Here is a 13047-nt window from a genome sequence, read left to right as displayed (position 1 = left end):
GTTCCGTTGCTGCCGTTTCAAGCCTGGTCCAGCAGGTACTGCATCAGGAGCGGCACGGGGCGGCCGGTGGCGCCCTTGTCCTTGCCACCGCGCCAGGCGGTGCCGGCGATGTCCAGGTGGGCCCAGCGGTACGAGGTGGCAAAGCGCGACAGGAAGCAGGCCGCCGTGACCGCGCCCGCCGGAGGACCGCCGATGTTGGCGAGGTCGGCGAAGTTGGACTTGAGCTGTTCCTGGTAGGCGTCGTCCATCGGCATGCGCCATGCGGTGTCCAGCGACTGGCGGCCGGCCGCGGCCAGCGCATCGGCCAGCGCGTCGTCCTTGGAGAACAGGCCGCTATTGACGTTGCCCAGGGCCACCACGCAAGCGCCGGTCAGGGTGGCGATGTCGATCACCGCGGACGGCTTGAAGCGTTCCGCGTAGGTCAGTGCGTCGCACAGCACCAGGCGGCCTTCGGCGTCGGTGTTCAGGATTTCGATGGTCAGGCCAGCCATGCTGGTGACGACGTCGCCCGGCTTGTTGGCCTTGCCGCTGGGCAGGTTTTCGCAAGCCGGGATCAGGCCCACCACGTCCAGCGGCAGCTCCAGTTCGGCCAGGGCGCGGAACGAACCCAGCACGCTGGCGGCGCCGCACATGTCGTACTTCATTTCGTCCATGGTGGCGGCGGGCTTGAGCGAGATGCCGCCGGCATCGAAGGTGATGCCCTTGCCGACCAGCACGATGGGGCCTTGCGCGCCCTTGGCGGTCTTTTTGGCGGCCTTGTTGCCGGCATGGCGCAGGACGATGAAGCGCAGCGCTTCCTCGGAGCCGCGCGCGACCGACAGGAACGAGCCCATGCCCAGCGCTTCGACCTGCTTGCGATCCAGCACTTCCACCTTCAGCGACTTGAACTCGCGGGCCAGGCGCTTGGCCGTCTCGCCCAGGTAGGTCGGCGTGCAGATATTGCCGGGCAGGTTGCCCAGCGTGCGGGTCAGGTCCATGCCGTTGGCGATGGCGCCGCCTTCGCGCAGGCCCTTCTGGGCCTGGGCCGCGTCGGCGCGCTCGACGACCTGGACGATCTTCTTGAGCTTGGGACGGGCGTCGCGGTCGGGCTTGCCGAAGCTGGCGTCGTAATGATAGGTGGCGTTGCCGGCTGCGATGGCGGCGCTGCGGGCGCGCGCGATGACAGCCACGTCGGCGATCGGATTGGCGACCAGCGTGGACACGCCTTCAGCCAGCTGCGCCGATACGCAAGCCGCGGCGAAGGCCTGCTCGGCCGAGGCGTGGGCGCGGGCAGAATATTCTTCCTGCTTGCCCAGGCCCACCAGCACCACACGCTGCGCGGACACGCCGGGCAGGTTGCGCAGGGTCAGCGTGGAGCCGGCGCGGCCGCGGAACTCGGCCTTGACCACCGAACGCACCGCGCCATTGGAAGCGCGGTCGATGAGATCGGCGGCGGGGCTCAACACGCCTTCCGCATAGACCCCGACGGCCAGGGCGGCGGTCTTGACTTGGTGCAGGGAAGCAGTGGTCTGTGTGCTAAATTCCATGAGGGTTTCCCGTGTACGTCTGTGTAGAATGCGGTCGATTATCCCGCATATTCTCCCATGTCTCTATTCAAACGCTCTGTCGTCAGCGAGATCACCAGTCACGCTGGCGTTGTCTTTTCCACGTTGCTCATCGTATGGCTCAGCGTGTTGCTCGTGCGCCTGCTCGGTGAAGCAGCGGGCGGCAACATCGGGGCGGACGTCGTGGTGGTGCTGGCCGCGCTGTCGACCATCACCGCATTGCCGACCATTCTCGCGGTCTCCGTCTTCATTGCGGTCCTCACCACCGTCACGCGCAATTACCGTGAATCGGAAATGGTGGTGTGGTTCGCCAGCGGCCTCTCGCTGGCCGATTGGTTCCGGCCTGTGCTGCGCGTCGCCATCCCCGTGGCGCTGGCGGTGGCGGGGTTGACGCTGGTGGCGGCGCCTTGGGCGTACCGCCAGATCGGCGAATACCACGAACGCTTCGAGCAGCGCTCCGACCTGTCCAAGGTCACGGCCGGCCAGTTCGCGGAATCGTCCGGCGGCAACCGCGTGTTCTTCGCCGAAGATCCGCTGGAGCCCAGCGATGAACTGGGCAACGTATTCGCGCGCGAAAATGGTCCCGAATGGCTCAGCGTGCTGACCGCCAGCAAGGCCCATAGCGAAACCATGCCCAACGGCGACCGCTTCCTGGTGCTGGGCGAAGGCCATCGCTATGACCTGAAGCCGGGCACGCCCGAGATCCGGCTGGTGCACTTCGACAAGTACGGCCTGCGCCTCGAAAGCAAGTCCGGCGGCGATCCCGTGGCCGAAGCGCGCGCCAACGCGGAGCGTTCCGCCAAGGCGCGCACGACCTCGCAATTGATTGCGGACAACACCAATAGCAGCTGGTCGCAAGTGATGTGGCGGGTCTCGTTGCCACTGGCCGCGCTGAACCTGGCGTTGCTGGCGATTCCGCTGGGCGCCGTCAACCCGCGCCTGGGACGTTCGGGCGACCTGCTCATCGCCGGCCTGGTGGGCCTGCTCTACATGAACCTGATGAACCTGTCGCGCGCCTGGATCTCCAACGGCAAGCTCAGCTTTGGCGTGGGCGTGTGGGCGATCCATGCCTTGGTGGCGATGCTGACGGTCTTCCTGCTGATGCGGCGCTTGCGCGTGAAAGCGCCCAAGAACAGCGCCTGACGCCGGCACATCCAACGCCTTGCGGCCCGCCCAGCGCGGGCCGCGGCTTTTTCAGGGCAGGTACTTCATCGTGCCGCCCTTGCCGGCCAGCAGGTCGGCGTTCTTCAGCACTGACTTGCGAATGAACTCCCACAGGGCCGTCACGCGTTTGAGCTTGCGCAGGTCTTCATGGCAGTACATCCAGAACGAGCGCGTGATCTCGACCTCGTCCGCCAGCACGGGCGTGAGCCGCGGGTCCTGCGCGGCGATGAAGCAGGGCAGGATCGCCAGCGACTGGCCCTGCAGTGCGGCGTGGTATTGCGCCACCACGCTGGTGCTGCGCAATACCACCTTGCTGGCGGGCAGCAGGTCTTCCAGATAGCGCAGCCGCTCGCTGAACAGCAGTTCGTCGACGTAGCCGATGAAGGTGTGGTCGGCCAGGTCCGCGCGCTCGCGGATCGGCGGATGGCTGGCCAGATAGCCGGGCGTGCCGTACAGGCGCAGCGTGTAGTCGCACAGCTTGCTGCACACATAGGGGCCGCGCTGGGGGCGCTCGATGGTGATGGCCAGGTCGGCTTCGCGCTTGGACAGGCTGACAAAGCGCGGCACCGGCAGGATGTCCAGCGTGATGTGCGGATAGCGCCGCTGGAAGTCCGCCGCCAACGGCGTCAGCACATAGCTGCCGAAGCCCTCGGTGGCGCCGATGCGCAAGTGCCCCGACAGCGCCTGGCCGATGCCCGACAGGTTTTCGCGGGCGGAATGCACCGTGCTCTCCATCTGTTCGGCATGGACGAACAGGCGCTGGCCGTCTTCGGTCAGCACGAAGCCCGCGCCGCGCGACTTTTCGAATAGCAGGGTGTCCAGCTCAGCTTCCAGCGCGCGGATGCGCCGCGACACGGTCGTGTGCTCGACCCCGAGCTTGCGCGCCGCGGCGCTCACCCGCTGGGTGCGGGCCACTTCCAGGAAGTATCTCAGGCTGTCCCAATCAAGCACTTTCCGGCTCTCCAGGCCCGGCTGCGCGCTGCGCCGCCGGGCAAATTTTGCTTGTGCATGAATGCACAAGGAATGTGCATTTCTAGTGTTGCTTGTTGATTTTCACACATCTACACTGGGTCGGCGGGCTTGGGGCCTGTAGCCAGGCTCTCCGGGGCCTGAACCCCGGGACCGCAGGCCGCGTAGACGGCGCCATAACGAATAAAACTCAGGAGACAAATCCATGAAATTGCACGCACGCGGGCTGGCCGTAGGCTTGTGTCTGGGCGCCGCATTGGTCGGCCAGGCGCAGGCGGCGGATAAGCCGCCAGTGAAGATCGGCATTCTGACGGACATGTCTGGCACCTACGCCGGCATGGGTGGGCCTGGTTCGGTGGCGGCGGCGCAGTTGGCCATCGACGACTGCCTGGCCGCGGAATGCAAGGGCATGAAGATCGAGCTGGTGTCCGCGGACAACCAGAACAAGGCCGACGTGGGCGCGGCCAAAGCGCGCGAATGGTTCGACCGCGACGGCGTCACCGCCATCGCCGACCTGACCAACTCCGCGGTGGCGCTGGCGGTGCAGGGCATTGCGCGAGAAAAGAACAAGGTGGTGATGTTCTCCGGTCCCGCCACCACGGCGCTGACCAACAAGGAATGCTCGCCGGTGGGATTCCACTGGATGTTCGATACCTACTCGCAGTCCGCGGGCGGCGCCAAGGCCACGGTAAAGGCAGGCGGCAAATCCTGGTACTTCATCACCGTGGACTACGCCTTCGGCCACTCGCTGGAAGCCGACACGGCCAAGGCCGTGCAAGCGCTGGGCGGCACCGTCGCCGGCAGCGTGCGCCATCCCCTGAACGCGCCGGACTTCGCGTCCTACCTGCTGCAGGCGCAGGCCTCCAAGGCCCAGGTCGTGGCGCTGGCCAACGGCGGCCAGGACACGGTCAACGCGGTCAAGCAAGCGCGCGAATTCGGCATCGTGGCCGGCGGCCAGCGCCTGGTCTCGTTGCTGATTTTCTTGTCGGACCTGCGCGCGCTGGGCCTGGAAAGCGCCCAGGGCCTGTCGTACGTGGACGGCTTCTACTGGGATTACGACGACGCCACGCGCCAGTGGTCCGGGCGCTTCGAGAAAGCGTTCCGCGGCCTGAAACCCACCATGACGCAGGCCGGCGTGTACTCCAGCGTGCGGCACTACCTGCGCTCGGTCGCCGCTTCCGGCAGCACCGACGGCAAGGTGGTAGCCGACAAGATGCGCGCGCTGCCCATCGAGGATCCGATCATGCGCAACGCGTCCATCCGTCCCGACGGCCGCGTGATCCACGACATGTACCTGTATGAAGTGAAAAAGCCGTCCGAGTCCAAGGGCGGTTGGGACTATTCCAAGCTGGTGGCCACCATTCCGGCCGCCGAAGCCTTCCAGCCGCTGGCGGATTCGAGCTGCCCGCTGGTCAAGAAGTAAACCCGGGGCGCCGGCAGGCCCTTGCCGCCGGCGCCTCACCATCCATGTATGCGGATTCCATCCGCATCGACCATGCAGTGTGAGGAGCATCAAATGAGTGAAGTCCCCCGCGTTCCGCTATTGATCGGCGGCAAGCTCGTGCAGTCCAAAACCACCGAATGGCGGGACGTGATCAATCCCGCTACCCAGGAGGTCGTTGCCAAGGTGCCCTTCGCCACGCGCGAAGAACTGGACCTGGCCGTCTCCAACGCCAAGGAGGCTTTCAAGACCTGGCGCAACAGCGGGCAGGGCGCTCGCATGCGCGTCATGCTGAAGTTCCAGGAACTGCTGCGCGCCAATACCGGCAAGCTGGCCGAAATGATCACCCGCGAGCACGGCAAGACCCTGCCGGACGCCGAGGGCGAAGTCGGCCGCGGCCTGGAAGTGGTGGAGCACGCATGCTCCATCGCCAACCTGCAGTTGGGCGAGTACGCCGAGAATGCCGCTTCCGGCATCGACGTCTACACGCTGATCCAGCCGCTGGGCGTGTGCGCGGGCATCACCGCGTTCAACTTCCCGGTCATGCTGCCTTGCTTCATGTTCCCGATCGCCGTGGCCTGCGGCAACACCTTCATCCTCAAGCCTTCCGAGCAGGATCCGACGTCCTCGCTGTTCCTGGCGCAACTGGCGCTGGAAGCCGGCCTGCCGCCGGGCGTGCTGAACGTGGTGCACGGCGGCCCGGAAACCGCCAACGGCCTGTGCGAACACCCCGACATCAAGGCGGTCTCGTTCATCGGTTCGACCCGCGTCGGCACCGAGATCTACAACCGTGCCTCCGCCGCCGGCAAGCGCTGCCAGTCCATGATGGGCGCCAAGAACCACTGCGTGATCCTGCCGGACGCCGATCCCGAGGTCGCGCTGAACCAGCTGGTGGGCGCCGCCTTCGGCGCGGCCGGCCAACGTTGCATGGCCTCGTCCGTGGCCGTGCTGGTGGGCGAAGCCCGCAACTGGCTGCCTGACTTCGTCGAACGCTCGAAGAAGCTCAAGGTCAATTCCGGCATGGACCGCGAAGCGGATCTCGGCCCTCTCGTTTCGCCCAACGCCAAGAAGCGCGTCGAAAGCCTGATCCAGAAGGGCGTGGATGAAGGCGCCAAGCTGCTGCTGGACGGCCGCAGCCTGAAGGTCGCCGGCTTTGAGCAGGGCAACTTCGTGGGCCCGACGATTTTCGACGGCGTCACCGAAAACATGACCATCTACACCGAGGAAATCTTCGGGCCGGTCCTGTGCGTGGTGGGCGTGGAAACGCTGGAGGACGCGGTTGCGTTCATCAACCGCAATCCCAACGGCAACGGCGTGGCGCTGTTCACCCAGGATGGCGGCGCGGCGCGCTACTTCCAGAACAACATCGACGTCGGCCAGGTCGGCATCAACGTGCCGATCCCGGTGCCGGTGGCCTGGTTCAGCTTCACCGGCTCGCGCGGCTCCAAACTGGGCGACCTGGGTCCCAACGGCAAGCAGGCCGTGCAGTTCTGGACGCAGACCAAGACCGTCACGGCGCGTTGGTCGGCCCATGCCAAGAGCGTGAACACCACGATCTCGATGCGCTGAACTGGGGACGCCTTGCATGTAAGCTTATATAAATAAGTTATATAACAAGGCGTCCTTATTACTTATAATTGGCCCGTCTAACAGGGGCCAATTCATGAACCTGCAGCAATTTCGTTTTGTCCGCGAAACCATCCGGCGCGACTTCAACCTGACCGAAGCCGCCCGGATGCTCTATACCTCGCAGCCCGGCGTCTCCAAGGCGATCATCGAGTTCGAGGACGAACTGGGCATCAAGATCTTCGAACGGCACGGCAAGCGCATCAAGGGGCTGACCAAGCCCGGCCTGGCGGTGTCGCAGGTCATCGACCGCATCATGCGCGAAGTGGACAACCTGAAGAAGGTCAGCGACGAGTTCGCGCGCCGCGACGAAGGCGGCCTTGTCATCGCTTGCACCCACACTCAGGCGCGCTATCTGCTGCCGCGCGTGATTCCCGCGTTCCGCAAGCAATTCCCCAAGGTGCACCTGTCGCTGGCCGAAGGCAGCCCCGCGCAACTGGCCGAAATGGTGCTGCATGAGCAGGCCGACCTGGCCCTGGCGACGGAATCGCTGGCCTTGACGCCGGGCCTGGCGACCTTGCCGGTCTATGCCTGGGAACACACCGTGGTGGTGCGCCCGGACCATCCTCTGGCCGAACTGACCTCCAGCGCAGCCAAGCGCCTGTCGCTGGCGCAGCTGGCCGAGTATCCCATCGTGACCTACGACCGCGCCTTCACCGGCCGCAGCACCATCGATGAGATCTTCGCCAACCAGGGTATCCACCCAGACATCGTGCTGGAAGCCATCGACGCCGACGTCATCAAGACCTATGTCGACGTGGGCCTGGGCATTGGCATCATCGCCGGCGTAGCCTACGATCCGCGCCGCGACAGCAACCTGGTGGGCCTGCCGGTGGGCCATCTGTTCGGCACGCATACGACCCGCGTCGGCGTGAAGGCAGGCGTGTTCCTGCGTGACTACGTCTACACCTTCCTGGAGATGCTGGCGCCTTCGCTGACCCGCGCGGTGGTGACCGAAGCGGTGCAGGGCACGCCCAAGTAGGCATCCGTTTCACGGGGCGAGAGGCGCGGCGCCATTGGGCGGCGCGCCTTTTTTCTTGATGCGTCGCGGTCCGCGCTATCCCCTTTCATGGGCTCATAAAAATAATTAAATAAGAACTGATCTCATTTAAGTTGACTAAAAAATAGGAATCATTATCATTACATCCAGTCTCAACGACCCAGTGAGGTTCATCATGACGGCAGGATTAAGTGCAGTGGTAGTGGGCGCCGACCGCCTTGGCAACATCCCGGATCTGCTCAAAGGACACAATATTTCGATCACGCACCACATCAGCGGGCGTGATCCCTCGCATCAAAAGAAGACGTTGCAACTGCCCTCGGGCACCCAGCTGGTCATCCTGCTGACCGACTTCCTGGGCCACAACGTCATGAAAACCTTCCGCAACGCCGCGCAACGTGGCGGCATCCGGGTCGTCGCTTGTCGGCGTTCGGTATGCAGCATGCAGCAGGCCCTGCAGCAATGCGGCCTGTGCCAGCGGGCTGGCTCTGTGCACTGAAGACACGGTCTGCCGCCGCCAAACAAAAAACTGGGGAGGCCGAAACGGCCTGCGGCCCAAAGCGCCGCGAAGAGATGGAAAAACGCCGCCGGACTGGAAAGTCCGGCGGCGTTTTGCTTGTAGCGGGGAGAGCCTGGCGGCTATCCTGGGAATGTGTCAGTTGGAGGCGCGGGCGGACGCCATCAGACTGTTGTCCAGGCGGCGCGCGCCGTTGTAGCGCTTGGACCAGTAGGCCATGGTCATGTTTTCGACGCGGACCACGCCGCCAGCGCTGGGCGAGTGCACGAAGCGGTCGTCGCCCAGGTAGATGCCCACGTGCGAGTAGCGGCGGCCCAGCGTATTGAAGAAGACCAGGTCGCCGGCCTTCAGTTCGTTCTTGGCGACCGAGACGCCTTGCTGCGCCATCTCGGCGGCGTTGCGGGGCAGCTTCAGGCCCAGCGAACGTTCGGCGGTGTAGGTCACCAGGCCGCTGCAGTCGAATCCGGTATCGGGGGAATTGCCGCCGAAGCGGTAGCGGATGCCCAGATGGTTCAGGGCTTCGCTGACCAGGGCGTTGTCGCTGCTGACGCCCGAGTGGGTCTTCTGGCGTTCGCGCTTGAATTTCTGGCTTACCAGTACGCCGATGGGATCATCGGAGGTGGCGACCCATTCCGTCTCGTAGGGGTCAATCTCGGACGTATGGGCGGTTGACTTTTGATTTGTAGCGGCACAACCTGCCAGACCCACCACGCATGCAACCAACGCCAGCAAGCGCAGACCGCGAGTTGCTTGGCCGGAGGATGAATTCAGTCTCGCGTGGTTGGAGTGTCGATGCATGCGCCTGGGGGTGATTTGCAGATAACGGCAAAAAACACGGAATTCGCCGTGAATGTGGCCGAGATGTCAGCAAAATCAACATTGTTCTACAACTTCGCGGGGATTCTACCAAACTTTTAAGACCAGTTAGTTACGAAACCGGCGTTAATGTCCATGCAGCGTGGACATTTGGTAGAACATTTTGACTTGCGGCAAGCCTCGTGCAAGGTTTGCCTACCAGAATGACCGAAGGATCAGAGAAGAAATCAATCAGCCTTAAGGCCTAAGAAAGATAACAGGAGACATAAATGCAAAAAACCCGGGATTTCCATTACCGCTCGATACATGACCGCGACGCGTTCTGGCGGGAAGAGGCCGGCCGCATCCACTGGGAGACGCCGTTCGAGTCCGTGCTGGACTTCTCCCGGCCGCCGTTCGCCAAGTGGTTCACGGGCGGGCGCACCAATCTCTGTTACAACGCCGTCGACCGCTGGCTGCCGACCCAGGCTGAAACGCCGGCCCTGATCTGGGTGTCCACCGAGGTCGACCGCGAGCGCGTCTACACGCGCCAGGAAATGTATGAAGAGGTCAACGCCGCCGCTGCCATGCTCAAGGAGCTCGGGGTGGGGCGCGGCGACCGGGTGCTGCTGTACATGCCCATGGTGCCGGAAGCCGTGTTCACCATGCTGGCGTGCGCGCGGATCGGCGCGGTGCATTCGGTGGTGTTCGGCGGCTTCGCCTCGGTCAACCTGGCCCAGCGCATCGACGACGCGGCGCCCAAAGTGGTGGTCTGCACCGACGGCGGTTCGCGCGGCGGCAAGGTCGTGCCCTACAAACCGCTGCTGGACCGTGCCTTGGCGCTGGCCAAGACGCCGCCGGCCTCGGTGGTGGTGTTCGACCGCGGCCTGGCGCCGTTCGAACCCGTCGCAGGACGCGACCTGGATTACGAGACGCTGCGCCAGCGCCACCTGGGCGCGCGGGTGCCGGTGGAATGGCTGGAGTCCTCGGAGCCCAGCTATATCCTCTATACCTCCGGCACCACCGGCAAGCCCAAGGGCGTGCAGCGCGATACCGGCGGCTATGCCGTGGCGCTGGCCTCGTCCATGGAATACCTGTTCGACGGCCGCGCCGGCGACACCTTCTTCTGCACCAGCGACATCGGCTGGGTGGTGGGCCATTCGTACATCATCTACGGCCCCCTGATCGGCGGGCAGGCGACGGTGCTGTATGAAGGCACCCCGGTGCGTCCGGACGGCGCCATCCTGTGGAAGCTGGTGGAGCAGTTCGGCGTCAACACCCTGTTCTCGGCGCCGACCGCGGTGCGCGTGCTCAAGCGCCAGGATCCGGAGCTGCTCAAGCGCCACGACCTGTCCTCGTTGCGTGCGGTCTATCTGGCGGGCGAACCGCTGGACGAGCCGACCGCGCAATGGATCTCGGGCGGCCTGGGCAAGCCCATCATTGACAACTACTGGCAGACGGAATCGGGCTGGCCGATCCTGTCGGCCCAGCCTGGTGTGGAAAAGGTCCCGACGCGCTTCGGCAGCCCGTCGTTCCCGGTATATGGCTTTGACGCGCGCATCGTCAGCGAGTCCACGGGCGAGGATCTGGGCCCCGACCAGAAAGGCGTGGTGGCCATCGTGCCGCCGCTGCCGCCGGGCGCCATGTCCACCATCTGGGGCGACGACGAGCGCTTCGTGCAGACCTACTTCACCTCCATTCCCGGCCGCCAGGTGTATTCGACCTTCGACTGGGGCCTGGTGGACGCCGACGGCTACTGGTTCATCCTGGGGCGCACGGATGATGTGATCAATGTGGCGGGCCACCGGCTGGGCACGCGCGAGATCGAGGAATCCGTCAATAGCCACAACGCGATTGCCGAATGCGCGGTCGTGGGCGTGGCGGACTCGCTCAAGGGCCAGGTTGCGATGGCGTTCGCCGTGCTCAAGAATCCCGCCGGAGCCGAAACCGAGGAAGGGGCAAAGCGCCTGGAAGGCGATATCATGCGGCTGGTGGAAGAGCAGCTGGGAGCGGTGGCTAGGCCCGCCAGGATCCGGTTCGTGGGCGCATTGCCCAAGACCCGTTCCGGCAAGGTCCTGCGCCGCGCGATCGTCGCGGTATGCGAAGGACGCGATCCCGGCGATCTGACCACCATAGAAGATCCCACCGCCCTGGAACAAATAAAGGAGTCGCTGCAATGAATACCAAGCCCGTGCTGAGCGCCGAAGACGTCAAGAGGATTTTGGCTGCGGCCGAAGCACACGCCCTGCAGAACAAGTGGGCCGTCACGATCTCCGTGGTCGATGATGGCGGCCATCTGCTGGGCATGCTGCGCCTGGACGGCGCGGCTCCGATTTCGGCGCACATCGCGCCGGCCAAGGCCAAGACCGCGGCGCTCGGCCGCCGCGAATCGCGCGTCTACGAGGAAATGATCAACAATGGCCGCGTTTCGTTCCTGTCGGCCCCCTTGATCGACGGCCTGCTGGAAGGCGGCGTGCCGGTCGTGGCCGATGGCCATGTGGTCGGCGCGGTCGGCGTGTCGGGCGTGAAGTCGAGCGAAGACGTGCTGATCGCTCAAGCTGGCATCGCCGCCCTGGGCCTATGAGCCACGGCGAGCCGTCGGATGCGCCGGCCGGCGCATCCGCGCAGAACGCCGGGGCAGGGGGCGACGGCCCCCTGAATCCCGGCGTGGCCAAACGCGAGGTCTGGGCCTGGGCCATGTACGACTTCGCCAATTCCGGCTACACCACCGTGATCCTCACGGCGGTGTTCAGCACCTATTTCGTCGGTGTGGTCGGCGGGCGCGCGCCCTGGGCCACGCTGGCCTGGACCGCGGCGCTGTCGCTGTCCTATCTCCTCATCATGCTGACCATGCCCACGCTGGGCGCCCGCGCCGATGCGCGCGCCAGCAAGCGCCGCCTGCTGTTTTCGAGCACGGTGGGTTGCGTGGCCGCTACGCTGGTGCTGACGCAGGCCGGGCCCGGGGACGTCTGGCTGGCGCTGGCCGCCATCGTCATTTCCAACTACTGCTATTGCGTCGGCGAATCCGTGGTCGCGGCCTTCCTGCCGGAGCTTGCGCGGCCCTCCGCGCTGGGCCGCGTTTCGGGCTGGGGCTGGAGCTTCGGCTATTGCGGCGGCATGCTCACGCTGGGCTTGTCGCTGGTGGTCGTGACGCTGGCCGAGGGGCGTGGCGAGACGGCCGAGCATTTCGTGCCGTGGGTCATCGTGGTCACGTGCGCGGTGTTCGCGCTGGCGGCGCTGCCGTCCTTCTTCCTGCTGCGCGAACGCGCGAAGCCGCAGGCCGGCAAGCAGGAGGCGCTGCACATGCTCAAGCGCCTGGCCTATGCCTGGCGCGAAACCGGGCAGCATTTTCCGGAGTTCCGCCGCCTGCTCATGTGCATCGCCTGCTACCAGGCGGGCATTTCGGTGGTGATCACGCTGGCCGCGGTCTATGCCTCGGAGGTCATGGGCTTCACCACGCCGCAGATCATGCTGCTGGTGTTCACCGTAAACATCGGCGCGGCGGCCGGCGCGTTTTCGTTCGGCTACGTGCAGGACCGCATCGGCCACAAGCCGGCGCTGGCCCTGACGCTGTGCGGCTGGATCGTGATGGTGCTGGTGGCCTACGCCGCCGTGACCGCGCCCGTGTTCTGGGTCGCGGCCACGTTGGCCGGGCTGTGCATGGGCACCACGCAGAGCGCGGGCCGCGCCATGACCGGCGCGCTGGCGCCCGCCGGCCGGCTGGCAGAGTTCTACTCGCTGTGGACCTTCGCGGTGCAACTGGCCGCGGTGATCGGTCCGCTGACCTACGGCCTGGTGACCTGGGCCACGCACGGCAACCACCGGCTTGCGATCCTGGTGACCGGCCTGTTCTTCGTGGGCGGCCTCATCCTTTTGTCGCGCGTGGACGTGAAGCGCGGGCTGGAACGGCGCGCCGCCTGAGGCGCGCCGTTCGCGCAGGCTGCTATCCTTATGGACTGTCCGGTGCCGCCGCGTCGAGAGCGCGGCGGCA

Annotated in this window: 11 protein-coding genes; 8 read left to right on the top strand and 3 right to left on the bottom strand. The window is 65.3% G+C overall.

Annotated features, from left to right (window positions below; translation table 11 throughout):
* Nucleotides 1-17 precede the first annotated feature (17 nt).
* The gene (locus tag DXK93_RS20190; RefSeq protein ID WP_054450650.1) at nt 18-1526 is read right to left on the bottom strand and encodes a leucyl aminopeptidase; all 1509 of its coding nucleotides are present in this window, start codon (nt 1524-1526) and stop codon (nt 18-20) included.
* A gap of 57 nt (nt 1527-1583) precedes the next feature.
* Between DXK93_RS20190 and lptF the strand changes: the two genes are divergently transcribed.
* On the top strand, nt 1584-2687 hold the full coding sequence (lptF, locus tag DXK93_RS20185) for an LPS export ABC transporter permease LptF (protein WP_054450652.1): 1104 nt from the start codon (nt 1584-1586) through the stop codon (nt 2685-2687).
* Nucleotides 2688-2738: 51 nt separating this feature from the next.
* On the opposite strand, the gene DXK93_RS20180 is transcribed toward lptF, so the two are convergent.
* Nucleotides 2739-3659, bottom strand: coding sequence for a LysR family transcriptional regulator (locus DXK93_RS20180; RefSeq protein ID WP_054450654.1), 921 nt, complete (start codon nt 3657-3659; stop codon nt 2739-2741).
* A gap of 223 nt (nt 3660-3882) precedes the next feature.
* On the opposite strand from DXK93_RS20180, the gene DXK93_RS20175 reads away from it, so the two are divergent.
* The 4 genes from DXK93_RS20175 to DXK93_RS20160 all read left to right on the top strand — a co-directional run bounded on the left by DXK93_RS20175 (nt 3883) and on the right by DXK93_RS20160 (nt 8243).
* The gene (locus DXK93_RS20175; RefSeq protein ID WP_054450656.1) at nt 3883-5100 is read left to right on the top strand and encodes an ABC transporter substrate-binding protein; all 1218 of its coding nucleotides are present in this window, start codon (nt 3883-3885) and stop codon (nt 5098-5100) included.
* Between the two features lie 93 nt (nt 5101-5193).
* A complete protein-coding gene (locus DXK93_RS20170) occupies nt 5194-6687 on the top strand; it encodes a CoA-acylating methylmalonate-semialdehyde dehydrogenase (protein ID WP_054450658.1) in 1494 nt (497 codons plus the stop codon).
* A 94-nt stretch (nt 6688-6781) separates the two neighbouring features.
* The gene (locus DXK93_RS20165; protein ID WP_054450660.1) at nt 6782-7726 is read left to right on the top strand and encodes a CysB family HTH-type transcriptional regulator; all 945 of its coding nucleotides are present in this window, start codon (nt 6782-6784) and stop codon (nt 7724-7726) included.
* A gap of 193 nt (nt 7727-7919) precedes the next feature.
* Nucleotides 7920-8243 carry a DUF2325 domain-containing protein gene (locus DXK93_RS20160; protein WP_054451313.1) on the top strand — a complete coding sequence of 108 codons (324 nt, stop codon included), beginning with the start codon at nt 7920-7922 and terminating at the stop codon, nt 8241-8243.
* A gap of 156 nt (nt 8244-8399) precedes the next feature.
* Here the strand turns inward: DXK93_RS20160 and DXK93_RS20155 are convergent, their stop codons facing one another.
* Entirely contained in the window at nt 8400-9059 is a 660-nt protein-coding gene (locus DXK93_RS20155; RefSeq protein ID WP_054450662.1) for a C40 family peptidase, read from the bottom strand.
* A gap of 287 nt (nt 9060-9346) precedes the next feature.
* Here DXK93_RS20155 and DXK93_RS20150 point away from each other — a divergent pair, with 287 nt between their 5' ends.
* The 3 genes from DXK93_RS20150 to DXK93_RS20140 are packed head-to-tail and all read left to right on the top strand — an operon-like array spanning nt 9347 to nt 12977.
* The gene (locus tag DXK93_RS20150; protein ID WP_054450664.1) at nt 9347-11236 is read left to right on the top strand and encodes a propionate--CoA ligase; all 1890 of its coding nucleotides are present in this window, start codon (nt 9347-9349) and stop codon (nt 11234-11236) included.
* The gene (locus tag DXK93_RS20145; RefSeq protein WP_119450965.1) at nt 11233-11640 is read left to right on the top strand and encodes a heme-binding protein; all 408 of its coding nucleotides are present in this window, start codon (nt 11233-11235) and stop codon (nt 11638-11640) included. Before DXK93_RS20150 ends, DXK93_RS20145 begins: the two co-directional genes overlap by 4 nt.
* Nucleotides 11637-12977: an MFS transporter gene (locus DXK93_RS20140; RefSeq protein ID WP_054450669.1), complete on the top strand. Its 1341-nt coding sequence runs from the start codon at nt 11637-11639 to the stop codon at nt 12975-12977. Before DXK93_RS20145 ends, DXK93_RS20140 begins: the two co-directional genes overlap by 4 nt.
* Nucleotides 12978-13047: the final 70 nt, after the last annotated feature.

It is taken from the genome of Achromobacter sp. K91, from assembly GCF_003576205.1.
Lineage (GTDB): Bacteria > Pseudomonadota > Gammaproteobacteria > Burkholderiales > Burkholderiaceae_B > Achromobacter > Achromobacter aegrifaciens.
This window is presented reverse-complemented; position numbering and strand designations above follow the sequence as displayed.